This window comes from Photobacterium sp. TY1-4, from assembly GCF_025398175.1.
Lineage (GTDB): Bacteria > Pseudomonadota > Gammaproteobacteria > Enterobacterales > Vibrionaceae > Photobacterium.
Map to the genome: position 1 here is coordinate 2377062 of NZ_CP099734.1, position 15742 is coordinate 2392803.

The following is a 15742-nucleotide window of genomic DNA, read 5'->3' on the forward strand; positions in this document are numbered from 1 at the left end:
GGCAATTCCGATTCTTATCTGTCTTTTGGATCCAGTGCGTCACGCAAACCGTCACCCACATAGTTAAAGCAGAACAAAGTTACGACCATAAATGCTGCAGGGAACATCAGCTGCCAGATGGCCACTTCCATCGTTTGAGAGCCTTCTTGCAGAAGCGCGCCCCAGCTGGTCATCGGCTCCTGTACCCCAAGGCCCAGAAAGCTAAGGAAGGACTCAGTCAGGATCATTGACGGTACCAGTAGGGTTGAGTACACGGCAACAATACCTAAAACGTTTGGCACGATATGGCGGGTAATGATCCGCCAGCGGCTGACCCCGGAGACGTAGGCAGCTTCAATAAACTCTTTGCTACGCAGCGACAGGGTCTGACCCCGAACAATCCGCGCCATATCCAGCCAGGAGATCGCACCGATCGCAACGAAAATCAGCATGATGTTCCGGCCAAAGAAGGTCACCAGCACGATCACGAAGAACATGAACGGGATGGAGTACAGGATTTCCAGCACCCGCATCATCACGCGGTCAGTCCGGCCGCCAATAAAACCGGAAGTCGCGCCGTATAACGTCCCGATCACCACGGCGACCAATGCGCCCAGGATCCCAACCATCAGGGAGATCCGGCCACCAATCAGGGTCCGGGTATACAGGTCACGGCCCAGGCTGTCAGTTCCGAAAAAGTGACCTTCAGGACCGAAGCTTGGCCCCGCATGCATCGCATACCAATCGGTATCATCAAATGCATACTGGCTGAACATCGGACCAAAAATCACAGCCAGGGTGATCAAAAACAGGATCCCCAGGCTCACCATCGCCGCTTTATTGCGCATAAAACGAATACGGGCATCTTGCCACAGGCTACGGCCTTCAATTTCCAGCTGTTCAGAAAACTTCTCAACGGCCTCTACATTTTCTTTTTTTGTAAGCATCATGGTGTTGGCCCCCTAGTAACGAATTTTCGGATCAATGTACGCCAAGGCAATATCGACAAGCGCATTGAAGATAATTGTCAGGGTACCGATAAGAATCGTGATACCAAGGACCAGTGAATAATCACGGTTAAAGGCAGCGTTCACGAACAATTTGCCGATGCCAGGCAGGCCGAAGATGGTTTCGATGACTACCGAGCCGGTGATAATCCCGACGAAGGCAGGCCCCATATAGGACACCACAGGCAACAGGGCTGGTTTCAGTGCATGCTTGAGAATAATGTAGGTATAGCTCAGCCCTTTGGCGCGGGCAGTGCGGATAAAGTTACTGTTCAGTGTCTCGATCATGCTACCACGGGTGATCCGCGCAAACGTCGCAACGTACAACAGCGACATCCCGATCATCGGCAGCATCATGTATTGCAGCGAGCCGTCATTCCAGCCGCCGGCTGGCAGCCAACCGAGGTTAATCGAGAAGATATAAATCAGGACCGGCGCCAGGATAAAGGAGGGCATCACCACCCCGGCCATGGCGGTTGACATGATAGTGTAATCAAGCCAACTATTTTGCTTCAAAGCAGCAATCGTCCCGACGGTGACCCCCATGATGAGTGCAAAGATAAAGGCAAAGAAACCAATCTTGGCCGAGACCGGCAGCGCTTCGGCCACCAGTTCATTCACCGTAAAGTCTTTATATTTAAATGACGGGCCAAAATCGCCGTGGAGAATATTTCCAAGGTAGGTCGTGTATTGCTCAAATACCGGCTTATCCAGGCCGTATTTCGCCTCGATATTGGCCATCACCTCCGGCGGCAGCGGTCGGTCGCTGGAGAAAGGGTTGCCTGGCGCAAAACGCATCAGGAAAAACGAGATTGTAATCAGTACCAACAGGGTCGGTATAGCTTCAAAAATCCGTTTTGCGATGAATTTAATCATAAAATTCCACCGTGTCGTTCAGTCTGTGACAGTTAACGTTTGTTCGTAACAAATACGAATAAACAGCACTGCCCCATTCCTGGAGCAGCGCATATTAGATATCTTGCTGTTTATTTGTCAGCAATGATGTAGAGGTCTTTACTGAAGATGTTATCTTCAGGGTTGTGCTCCGGATAGCCACCCAGGTTCGGATTCACCAGACGCGCATTCACGTAGTGATAAATTGGCAGGATTGGCATGTCCTTGGCCAGGAGTGCTTCAGCTTGTTTGTAAGCCTGGGCACGATCGGCGTCAGAAGCAGCCGTAAGCGCTTTGTCCAACTGGCTGTCGTAAGACGCGCTTGTATAGCGTGGGTAGTTCTGAGAGTGACCGTCACGCATGATTGCCAGGAAGGTCGATGCTTCGTTGTAGTCACCACACCAGCCGGCACGGGACACTTCGAAGTTACCCTGACGCTTGCTGTCGAGGTAGCTCTTCCACTCTTGGTTTTCCAACACGGCGGTGACACCCAGCTGCTTTTTCCACATTGAAGCAATGGCAACCGCCACTTTCTTGTGGTTTTCACTGGTGTTGTACAGCAGGTCAAATTTCAGCGGATTGCTCGGGCCGTAACCCGCTTCTTCCAACAACGCTTTTGCTTTCGCAACACGCTCTTTCTGGGTCAGCTTGGCGTACTCAGGCGTCTCCACTTCCAGGCCATTTGTTGCCAGCGGCGTGAAGTTATATGCCGGTGTTTCCCCTTTACCCACGATGAACTTGGCAATGACATCACGATCAATCGCGTAAGACAGGGCTTTACGAACTTTCTCGTTATCAAATGGGGCTTTGGTGGTATTAAACTCGTAGTAGTAAGAACACAGGTATGGTGTGACCTTGACGTCTTCCGGATACTCTTTCACCAGACGCTTGAAGTGCTCGTTCGGCATTTCATACGTCACGTCAACCTCACCAGCCAGGAAGCGGTTCATTTCTGCAACCTGGTTTTCAATCGGCAGGTAAGTGACCTGGTTCAGCACGGTTTTGTCATTGTCCCAGTACTTGGAGTTACGCGTCAGTACGATACGCTCGTTCACTACCCACTTGTCCAGAACAAACGCGCCGTTACCGACGTAGTTTTCCGGGCTGGTCCACTTGTCACCAAACTTTTCAACCACTTTTTGGTTCACTGGCTTCATAGAAGTGTGTACGGTCATCGCCACAAAGTATGGTACCGGCTTCTCCAGCGAAACTTTCAGCGTGTGTGCATCAACCGCTTCAACACCCAGAGCGTCCGGGCTCTTCTTGCCCGAAATGATGTCCACGGCGTTTTTCATCGTGGTCATTTCCAGGTATGACGCATAAGGGGAACCGGTTTTCGGGTCGGCCAAACGCTGCCATGCATAAACAAAGTCAGCTGCCGAAACTGGATCGCCGTTTGACCATTTCGCTTCCGGGCGAAGATGGAAGATCCAGGTTTTGTTGTCTTTGGTTTCCCAGGATTTAGCGACGCCGCCAACTAGGTTACCGTTGCCGTCCTGGTTTACCAGGCCTTCCATTAGGTCACGAATGACGTTGGATTCTGGAACACCAGAGACTTTTTGCGGATCAAGAGATTCAACTTCAGTACCGTTACCGCGAACCATTTCTTGTTTTGCGGCCAGCTTGACGCCAGCTGGTACATCGGCTGCCAGGGTGGAAAAAGAGGTGGCAGCAACAGCCATACCCGCGCTTAGCATAAGCGCCTGAGTAATCTTGTTCTTATTCATGCATTAGCTCCAATACATTAATCAATACGTCCTTGACGTTCTTCAGTTGGCTGAGTCGTCAGCAGTGTCTGTCCCGTTAATCCTAAACAATACAGAGCGAACCGAAGAATTGGTCAAAACCTTATCAGGCATTGAAGCAATTTGCCACAAATTGATAACAAAAAGCGATATTATCCTCTACAGCAATCCATTACATAGTTATATCCACCACCCTTCAAATGCATGCTAGCGCTTTCTGTCATGAAACCGTCTCAATAGAGGGAAATCCGCCAAAGGTACCAAAAAAACGCAAAATACGAATAAATAATCACAGATATGAATAAACAATCAGCATAAAACACCTGTATATTTAACATTTATTAGCATAGTCAATAACACAGTTGTAAAAACATGACCTAAGGACATAAAAAAGCGCCTGTCGTCAGGCGCTTCGGTCAAACTCGGCATTACTTATTTTCACGACCTAAGTCGAAATTTGGCCGTTGCTGCCGATCTGAAGATTGATTGTTATCGATCAAATGATGCTCTCCGTCACTGTCAATCGAGACGATATGCATCTCATCTGTGTGGAGCTCTTCTAACATTTGCTTAACACGGCGGTTTGATACGCGTCTGTGCTTCATGCTCTCCTCCCCTGTCAACCATTTCCGAGAGCCCTCTGTCGAGAGACCAGTCCCGAGCTATCGGCCCTCGTTGAACGACCTGTAAAGTTGAATTCACAGAATTTACAGGATGAATGATAAATATGGCACAGAAGCATAATCCTTGCTTGAAGCACGGAATTAATAACAAAAGCGAATAAAAAAAAGGCTGATAGATTAACTTTTCACAAACCCATTTTTTATCATTTTTCAAGTATCTACCCATGCACAATGGCGCTAGTATGAACGTGTTGGAGGATGGATTCAGGTTCGCAGGATGAAGTCAGACTTCAACAATTCGTTTCCGTTCCGTTCTATTTGAGAGTTCATAATGAGACCCAGTGGTTGCAACTCGCGTCCAAGCCCTTCCCGTGTTCGCCACGGTTATGTGCCACCGGCACATAAAACCAAACGGTGATCACCGGTGTCATTAAAGCCATAAGCTTTCTACCACCAGCCTAGCCCCATCTCAGGGGCTATTTTATTGCCTGAAATCTGAACCCTTGCCGAAACGACGCTGAACGCCAGCGACAAAAAAGCCCGGCGCGTCGGCCGGGCAAAAATAAATAAGACAATGAATGTTGAGTGGCTTACCAGTATACGCGGGCACCAATGGCGTACTGGCTTTCACCGTCAGAGACTGATGGTGAAATTGTGCTGTCGCTCCCTTTATTAGAGAAGCCCAACGTTGTGCCGTCTTTATAGCCGTACTCAACATAGATACGGGACCACTTGTTGAAGTGGTAGTCGGTACCAATATAAAAGTTCTCGCCGTCGCCATCAGTATTCAACGCACCTGATGATTGCTCAACATACTCATAGCCAGCATAAGCTGTCGCATTGTCTGCCCAGCTATAGGTGGCACCCAAGCTGAACGCATCTTCCTCAATGCTCGCACCTGACGCTTTGGCTTCCAGTTCAGCATTGTAGTAAGTGAAACCGATCAACGCCGGACCGAAAGTATACTCAACAGTCCCTTCATAGTAGGTGTTTTCCAGATCTGCGTTTACATCAGTCTCTTTGGCTGGATCAGTAACTTTGTCTGTGCCAACTTTATAAGATTTATCGCGGTTTACACCACCACCGATGTGGAAGTTGAAACCGCCAACACTTGTCGTCACATAAAGCTCAGACAACTCCTGGTTGGTGTCATCTTCAGCCAGGCCGTAGTTGGCAGCCAGCAGAAAGTTTTCACCTTCAAAGGTGTATTTGATCAGTGAGTCATGACGCGCCCCCGAAAGGGTGCCATAACGCATACCTGAGCCACCGAAGAAGTAAGAATAGTCGGCACCGTAGATTTCATCCGAGATAACCCATTGGCGACCAAACGAAATCTTACCGAAATCTGTATCTACACCGGCAAAGTGCAGACGGTTTTTCATGTTGTACTCGTCCTTCGATTCCTTGAAGGCGATACCAAACTCAACCTTACCAAATACGTCCACTGTATCAGAAAGGGCATATTGAGCTTGTACACCAGCACGAGAAGAGCCAGCGTTTAGAGTCACGTCTTTGTCTTCGTATTTTTCAACTTGAGTACGTAGTTGACCGTAAAAATCAACCATCGCACCTTCGTCTTTCAGAAGTTCAACGGCACTGGCGGCATTGCTGAAAATAATGGCGGGAATTGCTACTGCTAAAAGTGTTTTTTTCATTTTTACTTACCTGTAAATTTCTGTAATTTCGACTCATCCCAAGTCGAGTTGAAACATATCAGCAACATAAACCCGCCGCAATACGATATAAAACCACAAAATTAGCATTCAACAGCATCATGAACCACATACAAACCCGCACATCATGAATAAAACCACACCAATTTTATAAATTAACAGGAATTCATGACGATTTATTCACAAAACCCGCATAGAACACCCCCTTCCATTGATAACCAAATGGAATACTAGATAACTAAAAATCACAAAAAAATATAAAAAAGACAAAAAAACACCGACCTAAAGTTGTCAATTCATCTAAAAAACGGGTCAAATATGATAAGAAATACTGCCGCGAATTAAACCCGCCTCGGTCGCATGAATGGAGGATAGATTTATTTTTTATTCACGAAATGACTTGGAGTTACGATATTAAACTCGAACTAAAACTGCGACTACAAAATTAAATAATAACTTGGAAATTAAATACAGTAATATAATTCACTATATAATTTATAATTCAGATTATTCATCTAAAACCCAAACAACGCAGAGATCAGCAGCTATCAGCGAGAAGTATGGCGTCTCGCTGTTTCAGAGAGATCCCCTAAGCGACAAATCTCTGGCAACAAATAATCAGGGTCAATCCATCTTTCGACACATCAAAAACTGTTATGTGGTGGAGGTAAAACGGTGGCACTGCGATGGGATAATGATAGTGTTCACTGTTGATTTCCCGTGAGTACGAGCAGTGACGAGAAGATAGTCGGTAGGGATAAAAGCAGGACAACCACCGACTTGTTGCCAGAATCGGGCAACAAGTCGGTTAACTCAGGTCACGAGGACTGCCAACGCTCTGCGGCCGTAGTGTCCGTTTCCCGGGCATCAACCCAGCGCGATTCAGCCGGGGTTTGCTCTTTCTTCCAGAACGGTGCCCGGGTCTTCAGGTAGTCCATGATAAATTCACACGCCTGAAATGCTGCGCCGCGATGGGCACTGGTCACACCGACAAAGACAATTTGATCGCCCAGCGCCAAATCGCCAACCCGGTGGATCACCCGGGTTTGCAACAACGGCCAACGCACTTGGGCTTGTTCAACAATTTCCGTCAATGCTTTTTCAGTCATGCCGGGATAATGTTCCAGCGACAGTCCGGTCACGTGATCCCCCTGATTGAAATCACGGACTTTACCGACAAACGTGACGACCGCACCGGCATTGTTGCCCTCTGCCAGCCTGGCGTACTCTTCGGCAACAGAGAAGTCATCAACCTGTACAGAAATCATCATCAGCCTCCGGTCACCGGCGGGAAAAACGCAACCTCGTCGCCATCGCTAAGCGCACTGTCGAGAGCACAAATGGTCTGATTCACCGCAACCAGCAATTTCCCCGGCTCCAGTGCCAGTTGCCACTTATCACCCCGGGTTGCCAGGTGCGCCCGCAATGCCTCAGCGGTCGTGAATTCAGCGGCAACATCAAGTTGTTCGACGCCCACCAGCTCTTTGACCTGAGCAAAAAAAAGTACCTTAATCATGCTTCCACCTTAAAATGTCCGGATTTACCGCCCGTTTTTTCCAGCAAACGAACCTGGCCAATTACCATGTCTTTTTGAACCGCTTTGCACATGTCATAAATGGTCAGCGCCGCCACCGAGGCAGCCGTCAGCGCTTCCATCTCCACGCCGGTTTTACCGGCCAGTTTACAACACGACTCAATCCGGACGGTATTTTCAGCCGGAATGGCTTCTAACTGCACTTCAACTTTCGACAGTAGCAGCGGATGGCACAACGGGATCAAGTCCCAGGTTTTCTTTGCAGCTTGGATCCCGGCGATCCGCGCGGTTGCGAAGACATCCCCTTTATGGTGCTGGCCCGAGACAATCAGCGCCAGCGTCTCTGGCGCCATGTGGACAAACGCTTCAGCACGAGCTTCCCGTACCGAATCCACCTTTCCGGAGACATCTACCATGTTGGCTTCGCCGGACGCGTTAATGTGTGTCAATTGTGTCATTGTTTTTCCCTTCAGATGGTCATGCAACCAAACCCGGCCTTCTCACCCCGCGACCAAAAGCCGCCTCGATCGCGATAAAGTAAGGCCCGGGGGTGTTAACCACCAATCGATGCAAGGTGAGGTGTCATGCCGGTATTGCCGTCATCCAGAAAATGACTGACCGCTTTTTCCTGCAAGCCACGTTGAATCCGCTCGATCAGCGCTGCCTGCTGATGGTCATGACTCAGCAGATCACGCAGATCGACCCCATGATCACCAAACAGGCACAGGTGCAGTTTACCGAGAGCCGAGATCCGCAGTCGGTTACAGCTCTGACAAAAATCTTTCTCATACGGCATGATCAGACCCACTTCCCCCAGGTAATCCGGGTGGAAGAAAACCTGGGCGGGGCCATCATTGTTGGCCCGGGGCTTGAGCAGCCAGCCATTGGCAATCAGATGATTTCGGATACTCACGCCGGAGACATGGTGGCGCTGGAACAGACCGTCCATTTCACCGGTTTGCATCAGCTCGATAAACCGGAGCTGAATCGGTCGGTCTTTAATCCAGTTCAGGAATTGCGGCAGTTGTTGTGAATTAAGGTCTTTCAGCAAAACCGTGTTGATTTTGACCTGCTCAAATCCGGCCGAAAAGGCTGCATCAATGCCATCCATGACCTGATGGAACAAGTTCTCGCCAGTGATCTGGAAGAACATCTTCGGATCCAGGCTATCAACACTGACATTCAAGTGCGTCAAGCCGGCCTGACGCCATTCCCGGACATGCTTGGCCATTCGGTAACCATTGGTGGTGGTCGCCACTTTGCGGATCCCGGGCTGCTCGGCAACCGTCCGGATAATGTCGGTGAAGTCCCGTCGCAATGACGGCTCCCCTCCGGTGATCCGGACTTTAGTGGTACCGCAAGACGCAAACGCACCGGTCACCCGGCGAATTTCATCCAGGGTTAGAAAAGAAGGTTTTTTTCTCTCTGCCGGTCGATAGCCGTCAGGGAGGCAGTAGGTACATTTGAAATTACAAACGTCCGTCACTGAAAGCCGCAAGTAGTAAAACTTGCGATGGTATTGATCTTCAAATTGATTCGCCACGAAACACCTTTCCAAATACGGGAGGCCGATGCATTTCTTTATCGACCCTGGTGACATAATGTCACGGCTCACGTCACCTATTGCGTCGTTCACGAGGCAACTTAGTGAATAGAGCTCGGAGTTATGGCTGCTTTGTTGAGAGTCTTTGTTGAGAGTGCGACGATTCACACGACCAACAACAAAGCGGCATAGTCTTTATAACTTATCAGAGAGTTTGACCTAATGACAATTCTCTAAAAAAGATGTCGGGTATTCTACCGATCGTCAGAAATCGCGACAATACTACTAAAGAGAAGTTATGCAAATTTTCTTACAGTTTGTGGGGGAATTATGTCCAATATCATCGAATCTGCCACTGTAAACGATATTGCGCTCTACTTGCAGCGCGAAGAAGGGCTTGATGCCCGGCACGCTCATGAAGCCGCGGAAGAAGTCATTGCCGGATTTCACGACATGATGGCCAAAGGCATCATCAAAGGCTGGTACTTCAATGAGCAAAGCCACCTGGAGTTACTCCCCAGCGACAGTGCGCTTAAAATAATTGCGAATCAAAAATGATTCGCAATTTGCAACCGTTTCACGGATGAATTTCGCAATATGAAAACGAATGCATCAGTGAAAATCAGGAATCCGGCTTAAATCAGGCGTTCTGGCCATCAGATGAAATTCCGGCATCACTATTGCAACGTCTAGCATACCAGACATCAAGAACGACAGCCGGAGCCGATTATGAAACAGTCATTACCACTACTTTTTCAAAAACGCCATGTCCTGCCCGGTGGAAGAATGCCAATTCGCATTGCACCGGGTCCGCAAATGGAAGCATTTAAAGCGGCGCTATTGTCTTCCGAAGGGTTTGGCATCTGTATGTTTGACGAAAATGAGCATGGCCATGAGTTTTTCCATATCGGCACCCGGGTGACCGTTGAAGACTTCGATACCTCGGCCATTGACGGCTCATTGATTGTGACCGTGTACGGCCACGAGAACTTCCGTATTCACGCGTTGGAGCAAAGCGAGTCCGGCGCTATCAGCGGCGAGTGTGAGCTCATTCCGCAGTGGCCGGAAGTCAAAATCCGCAATGAGCAACGTATTTTAGCTGACAAGCTCAAGCAGATGTTCAAAAAACATCCTGAACTCAATCAGTTAAACCAGAAGAAACAATTTAATAATCTCAGCTGGCTTTGTCAGCGCTGGCTGGAGATTTTACCGGTGCCTGCCAGCGAAAAGCAGATGCTGCTTAATACACCAAGCTGCATGGACACCTATGACTATCTGATGAGTATTATGCATAAGCCCCACTAAAACCGGGCTGTAGCAACCAAACACTGTCGTTGTGATAACCTTTGCCTTCTGCACATGCAGAAGGTTTTTTTTTGCTCTATATCCCGGTAAACTGTGGGCGCCCTCGCATTTCGTGATACTGGCTGCATCCTCTGACAAGGGGCTTGGCTTGCCATAGCCAAAATCGATACACTTGCCGATCCGGAATCTTTACAACGGCCTTCATGGCAATGACACAGACGACGACCAATACGAAAATAGTGGCCATTGGCGGCGGGCATGGCCTGGGCCGTGTGCTCTCAGCCCTCTCCAGCTATGGCTCTCAGGTGACCGGCATCGTCACCACGACCGATAACGGCGGGTCGACCGGCCGCATTCGCGCCTGCCAGGGCGGTATCGCCTGGGGCGATACCCGGAATTGCATCAACCAGTTAATTACCGAGCCTTCTGTCGGCTCGATGATTTTTGAATACCGTTTTCGCGGCAATGGCGAACTCAACGGCCATAACCTGGGCAACCTGATGCTGACTGCGCTGGATAACTTATCGATCCGCCCGCTGGATGCCATCACCCTGATCCGCGATATGCTCAAAGTCGACACCCAGATTGTGCCGATGTCTGAACATCCGGCCGATCTGACCGCCATGCTGAGAAACGGTGACATCATTTCCGGTGAAACCAGCGTAGATGAGCTCAATGAAGTGCCATTGCGACTCTATGTCGAGCCAGCCGTACCAGCCACCAAAGAAGCGGTTCAGGCCATTGAACAGGCTGATCTCGTCCTGCTGGGGCCCGGTAGTTTCCTGACCAGCGTGATGCCCCCGTTACTGTTGAAGGAAATCAAACAGGCACTGAAACACTGCCGTGCAAAGATTATCTTTATTACCAATCTGGATAAAGAGAAAGGACCTGCAGGTGCGATGACCCTGGAAACCATGCTGTTTTGGTGCGAACGTGCCATGGGGGGAAGAGCCGTCGATGGTGTCCTGACAGACCACCATCGAACGGAATTGGCGCCGCGTTATCAACAGATTATCGAAGCACTGGCTTCAGGTAATCACGAATGGCGCCATGACCGGGAAAAGCTAAAAGAGGCGATTGATAAGCTCATCATTGCTGGCTAGCTGCTTATACTCCAGCGCCATGCCTTGCACCATCTGCCTGAATTCCGGCAGATGGTCATGCATCCAGTCCGCCTGCCCCTGCTTCATCCGGGATTCACATTCCTGAGCCATTTCTGCCAGATCATCGGCACCGAAACTCGCCGCGCTACTTTTAATCGCGTGGCTGATTTCCCTGACCTGACTGACAGACGGTTGATCGGAAAGTTGCCTCAGATACTGTTCTAACTCATCACTGAACACTTTGAGCAACAGTGAAACGGTATCCTGACCAACTTCTTCAGCTAAGCGCTTAATGGTTGATGCGTTAATACTTGTTGTCATTTATTTCGTCTCCCTGTTACTACCAGCCCCATCCTGCCAGGTCTGCAGTTTTCGATAAATCGTTGATGGACTTACTTCCAGTAAGCCCGCAGCTCGCGGAATGTTTCCATCACACGCATCAATCGCCGCTTGAATCGCGCGTTTTTCAACAACCCACAACGGCTCAACTTCCGCACGCTCCGGGATCCGCTGCAACGCAATTTCCGCACGGCTCCCGGCGCCAGTATCGCCTTCAGGTTGCGAAATCAGACCTGAGGCCTGGTGCAACTCGGTGGGTTGTGGTGCTAAAGATGCAAATTCGGCGCCAGTTCCTGAGTGGATCGGCGGCGGCACCATTTGTAAGGTCACTTCTTCACCGGAATTGAGCACCACGATATTGCGGATCACGTTCTGCAACTCACGGACATTCCCGGGCCAAGTGTAACGCTGAAACAAATCAATCACTTCTGCTGAGAAGCGAGAGAACTGTTTATGCTCTTCAACAGACATTAAAGCCAGCAACGCATGGGCGATTTCGATCACATCCTCACCGCGCTCACGCAGCGGCGGCAAGGTCACCGGAATCACATGCAATCGGTAATACAAATCTTCCCGGAAACGCCCTTCCTGAACTTCCACCCAGGGATTGCGATTGGTCGCACAGACAAACCGGACATCAACCTTGCTGGTTTTAGACGAGCCGACTTTCTGATACGTACCGGTTTGTATAAAGCGAAGCAATTTGCTTTGCAAATCCAAATCCATCTCACAAAGCTCATCCAGAAAGAGCGTCCCGTAATTGGCTAACTCAACAGCGCCCTTACGCTCTGTCGACGCACCGGTGAACGCACCTTTCACATGTCCGAACAATTCGCTTTCAATCAACTCTTTCGGGATGGCCGCACAATTGAGCGCCACAAAAGGCTGACTGCTTCTCGGGCTTGCCGCATGAACCGCTTCAGCACAGACTTCTTTCCCGGTCCCGCTCTCACCGGTAATAAACACGGTCGCCTTACTGGACGCCGCCGACTCAATGACCCGGTAAACCGCCTGCATCGGCAGGCTGTTGCCAATGAAGCCTTGGTATTGTGCACTGCCCTGACCCGGTTGCGTCGTATCCGTCGCATCGGATTCACCAGCACGCAAAGCGTTATTCACTGTGATCCGCAATCGGTCCGCTTCACAGGGCTTGATCAGAAAATCCTGCGCCCCGTGCCGCATCGCCTCCACCGCAACATCAATCGAGCCATGCGCGGTCATGATCACGACCGGAATGTTACCGTAATCGCGACGTACAGATTCCAGCACCGCCATCCCGGTCATATCCGGCAAACGCAAATCAAGCAGGATCAAATCCGGCGTCGCGGCTTTCATCGCATTGAGGGCTTCCGCCCCGGTCCCGACAATATTGACCGATAAGCCGAGAGGATTCAGGTAAGATTTGTACAAGGCCGCAACTGACGCGGTATCTTCGACCATTAAGACTTGTCGCTGTGTAGACTTGCTCTCCATTGCCCCTCCAACCCCTATTCCCTAAAGTAATTGTAATCAATAGGGAAAAAACGTGTTATTACAAATTCCAGTTTTTCTATTTTGCCACAATGAATTGCATAATGATTTGCAAATTGCAAAAAAACGCGTCGGATCCGCAAGCGACGTCCACAAATTGCTCCGGGAAAGCCATAAAAAAGTACAATGACGCATGACAAAAAAGTTGGCACGCAGTCTGCATTATCTATTTCGACTCTTTCCTGAGAGTCAACCTAGCCAACTGACGTTGTTTGTGGAATTTTTTCACTTAAACAATGATGCCAACCGAAGTAATTGCGGTTGGCTTTTTTTTATCTACAGTTCACAGGCAGCGTCGAGCAAGTTAACTATTGACGATAAACTGCTCTCGCATGGTCTGGATCTTATCCCGAATTTCCGCAGCCTTCTCAAACTCCAGATTCTGGGCCAAATCATACATTTCAGACTCAAGCTTCTGAATTTCCAACTCCAGTTGCTGCGGTGAAAGCGTGGTATAGGTTCCTTTCTTCTCCGCGACCTGATGCAACTGCGCCGCTTTGTTCATTCGGCGCTTACCGGGTTTACCAAGCTCCAGAATATCCGCCACCGCTTTATTGAGCGCCTGCGGCACAATGCCACGCTCTTCATTATACGCTCGCTGCTTTTCACGACGCCGATTGGTTTCATTGATTGCCCGCTCCATCGATCCGGTGATCCGGTCCGCATAGAGGATCGCTCTCCCTTCCAGGTTTCGCGCCGCCCGGCCAATCGTCTGGATCAGCGACCGTTCCGAGCGCAGGAATCCTTCTTTATCGGCATCGAGAATGGCGACCAGAGATACTTCCGGCATATCCAACCCTTCTCGCAACAGGTTGATCCCCACCAGGACATCAAATTCACCCAAGCGTAAATCGCGGATGATTTCGACCCGCTCGACCGTATCAATATCCGAGTGCAGGTAACGCACTTTCACCCCGTGCTCATCAAGGTATTCCGTCAAATCCTCGGCCATGCGCTTGGTCAGGGTGGTCACCAATACGCGTTCGCCCTTGGCTTCACGGATTCTGATTTCCGAAAGCAAATCATCAACCTGGGTTGCCACCGGACGCACTTCAATTTCAGGATCCAGCAAGCCGGTTGGCCGTACCACCTGCTCGGCAATCTCTCCGCCGGATTTCTCTACCTCGTAATTGCCCGGGGTTGCCGAGACATACAAGGTCTGCGGTGCCAGTGCTTCAAACTCTTCAAATTTCAGTGGCCGGTTATCCAGTGCCGACGGCAAACGAAATCCGTATTCCACCAGGTTTTCTTTCCGCGAGCGATCGCCCCGGTACATGGCTCCGATCTGAGACACAGTGACATGGGACTCGTCAATAATCAGCAGCCCGTCCGGTGGCAGGTAATCAAACAGGGTCGGTGGCGGCTCGCCTTCCGCCCGTCCGCTGAGATAACGGGAGTAGTTTTCAATCCCGGAGCAGAACCCGAGTTCATTCATCATTTCGATATCAAACTGGGTCCGCTGGGCAATCCGCTGCTCTTCCACCAATTTGTTATTATCCATCAGTTGCTTGCGGCGACTCGCCAGTTCAACTTTGATGTGTTCCACCGCTTCAAGGATCCGCTCACGCGGAGTCACATAGTGCGTTTTCGGATAAATGGTTGCCCGCGGGATATCTTTTTGCAAAATCGCCCCGGTGAGCGGGTCGAACATACTGATGCAATCGACCTCCTCGTCGAACAACTCAATCCGAACCGCATCTTTTTCTGATTCCGCCGGGAAGATATCAATCACTTCCCCACGAACCCGGAAGGTGCCGCGCTCAAACGCCAGATCATTGCGGGTATATTGCAGCTCCGCCAACCGCCGCAGAATATCGCGTTGATCCAACAGATCACCGCGGCGGACGTGCAACATCATTTTGAGGTAGGAGTCCGGATCCCCCAGGCCGTAAATCGCCGACACCGACGCAATAATGATCACGTCCCGACGCTCCATCAGCGCTTTGGTGGCAGACAGGCGCATCTGTTCGATATGGGCATTCACCGAGGCATCTTTCTCGATAAAGGTATCGGTAGTCGGTACGTACGCTTCCGGCTGATAATAGTCATAGTAAGAAACGAAATACTCAACCGCATTGTTCGGAAAGAACTCTTTCATCTCCCCGTAGAGCTGTGCCGCCAAGGTTTTATTCGGCGCCAGTATCAAGGTCGGACGGTTCGCCTGCGCAATGACATTGGCGACGGTAAAGGTTTTACCGGAGCCGGTTACGCCCAACAGGGTCTGATGCGCCAAGCCGGCATCCAGTCCTTCAAGCAAATGATTGATTGCCGTCGGCTGATCGCCGGAAGGCGAAAAGCGGGAAGACAGTTCGAACACTTTATCCATGCGTAATTTCCGTCAATATCCAGGGGGAAGTACTCTGTGATCCTTCATTGTCCTACCCTCTCGACACTTGTCAATAAGCGCTCAGATTTCAGCCGCAAGAACAACACATCCAGTACAGATGCTATTCACACCGACTGCCCG

15 protein-coding genes and 1 riboswitch are annotated in these 15742 nt (G+C 50.0%); of the genes, 3 read left to right on the forward strand and 12 right to left on the reverse strand.

Annotated elements, in window-relative coordinates; translation table 11 throughout:
* Positions 1-14 precede the first annotated feature (14 nt).
* The 9 genes from oppC to moaA form a co-directional block, all read right to left on the reverse strand.
* Positions 15-926 carry an oligopeptide ABC transporter permease OppC gene (gene oppC / locus NH461_RS11070; RefSeq protein WP_261602889.1) on the reverse strand — a complete coding sequence of 304 codons (912 nt, stop codon included), beginning with the start codon at positions 924-926 and terminating at the stop codon, positions 15-17.
* Positions 927-941: 15 nt separating this feature from the next.
* Complete coding sequence (oppB, locus tag NH461_RS11075; protein ID WP_261600406.1) at positions 942-1862, reverse strand: oligopeptide ABC transporter permease OppB; 921 nt, start codon at positions 1860-1862, stop codon at positions 942-944.
* 110 nt (positions 1863-1972) lie between these two features.
* A complete protein-coding gene (locus NH461_RS11080; protein WP_261600407.1) occupies positions 1973-3607 on the reverse strand; it encodes an ABC transporter substrate-binding protein in 1635 nt (544 codons plus the stop codon).
* A gap of 446 nt (positions 3608-4053) precedes the next feature.
* Positions 4054-4230 (reverse strand): hypothetical protein, encoded by a 177-nt coding sequence (locus NH461_RS11085; protein ID WP_261600408.1) that lies wholly within the window; start codon positions 4228-4230, stop codon positions 4054-4056.
* A 608-nt stretch (positions 4231-4838) separates the two neighbouring features.
* Positions 4839-5903 carry a porin gene (locus NH461_RS11090; RefSeq protein WP_261600409.1) on the reverse strand — a complete coding sequence of 355 codons (1065 nt, stop codon included), beginning with the start codon at positions 5901-5903 and terminating at the stop codon, positions 4839-4841.
* Positions 5904-6739: 836 nt separating this feature from the next.
* A complete protein-coding gene (moaE, locus tag NH461_RS11095; RefSeq protein WP_261602890.1) occupies positions 6740-7189 on the reverse strand; it encodes a molybdopterin synthase catalytic subunit MoaE in 450 nt (149 codons plus the stop codon).
* A 2-nt stretch (positions 7190-7191) separates the two neighbouring features.
* Positions 7192-7437 (reverse strand): molybdopterin synthase sulfur carrier subunit, encoded by a 246-nt coding sequence (moaD, locus tag NH461_RS11100; protein ID WP_261600410.1) that lies wholly within the window; start codon positions 7435-7437, stop codon positions 7192-7194.
* Complete coding sequence (moaC, locus tag NH461_RS11105; protein WP_261600411.1) at positions 7434-7913, reverse strand: cyclic pyranopterin monophosphate synthase MoaC; 480 nt, start codon at positions 7911-7913, stop codon at positions 7434-7436. The genes moaD and moaC overlap by 4 nt, the downstream gene beginning before the upstream one ends.
* A 95-nt stretch (positions 7914-8008) precedes the next feature.
* Positions 8009-8998, reverse strand: coding sequence for a GTP 3',8-cyclase MoaA (gene moaA / locus NH461_RS11110; RefSeq protein WP_261600412.1), 990 nt, complete (start codon positions 8996-8998; stop codon positions 8009-8011).
* A riboswitch (molybdenum cofactor riboswitch) is annotated at positions 8987-9131 on the reverse strand. It overlaps the preceding gene by 12 nt.
* Positions 9132-9328: 197 nt before the next feature.
* Here moaA and NH461_RS11115 point away from each other — a divergent pair.
* The 3 genes from NH461_RS11115 to yvcK all read left to right on the forward strand — a co-directional run bounded on the left by NH461_RS11115 (position 9329) and on the right by yvcK (position 11406).
* Positions 9329-9556, forward strand: coding sequence for a hypothetical protein (locus NH461_RS11115; protein ID WP_261600413.1), 228 nt, complete (start codon positions 9329-9331; stop codon positions 9554-9556).
* A gap of 171 nt (positions 9557-9727) precedes the next feature.
* Positions 9728-10303, forward strand: a complete 576-nt coding sequence (locus NH461_RS11120; RefSeq protein ID WP_261600414.1) for an LON peptidase substrate-binding domain-containing protein — start codon at positions 9728-9730, stop codon at positions 10301-10303.
* Positions 10304-10512: 209 nt separating this feature from the next.
* Complete coding sequence (gene yvcK / locus NH461_RS11125; protein ID WP_261600415.1) at positions 10513-11406, forward strand: uridine diphosphate-N-acetylglucosamine-binding protein YvcK; 894 nt, start codon at positions 10513-10515, stop codon at positions 11404-11406.
* Here the strand turns inward: yvcK and NH461_RS11130 are convergent.
* The 3 genes from NH461_RS11130 to uvrB form a co-directional block, all read right to left on the reverse strand.
* Positions 11368-11727, reverse strand: coding sequence for an Hpt domain-containing protein (locus NH461_RS11130; protein WP_261600416.1), 360 nt, complete (start codon positions 11725-11727; stop codon positions 11368-11370). The two genes, yvcK and NH461_RS11130, sit on opposite strands and share 39 nt — an antisense overlap.
* On the reverse strand, positions 11728-13218 hold the full coding sequence (gene luxO / locus NH461_RS11135; RefSeq protein WP_261600417.1) for a quorum-sensing sigma-54 dependent transcriptional regulator LuxO: 1491 nt from the start codon (positions 13216-13218) through the stop codon (positions 11728-11730). It lies immediately after the preceding gene.
* A gap of 361 nt (positions 13219-13579) precedes the next feature.
* Positions 13580-15601 (reverse strand): excinuclease ABC subunit UvrB, encoded by a 2022-nt coding sequence (uvrB, locus tag NH461_RS11140; protein ID WP_261600418.1) that lies wholly within the window; start codon positions 15599-15601, stop codon positions 13580-13582.
* Positions 15602-15742: the final 141 nt, after the last annotated feature.

Excerpts from the sequence above, each read along its gene's own strand:
- oppC (WP_261602889.1), bottom strand. The coding sequence starts at position 926 with ATGCTTACAAAAAAAGAAAATGTAGAGGCCGTTGAGAAGTTTTCTGAA.
- oppB (WP_261600406.1), bottom strand. The coding sequence starts at position 1,862 with ATGATTAAATTCATCGCAAAACGGATTTTTGAAGCTATACCGACCCTG.
- NH461_RS11080 (WP_261600407.1), bottom strand. The coding sequence starts at position 3,607 with ATGAATAAGAACAAGATTACTCAGGCGCTTATGCTAAGCGCGGGTATG.
- NH461_RS11085 (WP_261600408.1), bottom strand. The coding sequence starts at position 4,230 with ATGAAGCACAGACGCGTATCAAACCGCCGTGTTAAGCAAATGTTAGAA.
- NH461_RS11090 (WP_261600409.1), bottom strand. The coding sequence starts at position 5,903 with ATGAAAAAAACACTTTTAGCAGTAGCAATTCCCGCCATTATTTTCAGC.
- moaE (WP_261602890.1), bottom strand. The coding sequence starts at position 7,189 with ATGATTTCTGTACAGGTTGATGACTTCTCTGTTGCCGAAGAGTACGCC.
- moaD (WP_261600410.1), bottom strand. The coding sequence starts at position 7,437 with ATGATTAAGGTACTTTTTTTTGCTCAGGTCAAAGAGCTGGTGGGCGTC.
- moaC (WP_261600411.1), bottom strand. The coding sequence starts at position 7,913 with ATGACACAATTGACACACATTAACGCGTCCGGCGAAGCCAACATGGTA.
- NH461_RS11115 (WP_261600413.1), top strand. The coding sequence starts at position 9,329 with ATGTCCAATATCATCGAATCTGCCACTGTAAACGATATTGCGCTCTAC.
- NH461_RS11120 (WP_261600414.1), top strand. The coding sequence starts at position 9,728 with ATGAAACAGTCATTACCACTACTTTTTCAAAAACGCCATGTCCTGCCC.
- yvcK (WP_261600415.1), top strand. The coding sequence starts at position 10,513 with ATGACACAGACGACGACCAATACGAAAATAGTGGCCATTGGCGGCGGG.
- NH461_RS11130 (WP_261600416.1), bottom strand. The coding sequence starts at position 11,727 with ATGACAACAAGTATTAACGCATCAACCATTAAGCGCTTAGCTGAAGAA.
- luxO (WP_261600417.1), bottom strand. The coding sequence starts at position 13,218 with ATGGAGAGCAAGTCTACACAGCGACAAGTCTTAATGGTCGAAGATACC.
- uvrB (WP_261600418.1), bottom strand. The coding sequence starts at position 15,601 with ATGGATAAAGTGTTCGAACTGTCTTCCCGCTTTTCGCCTTCCGGCGAT.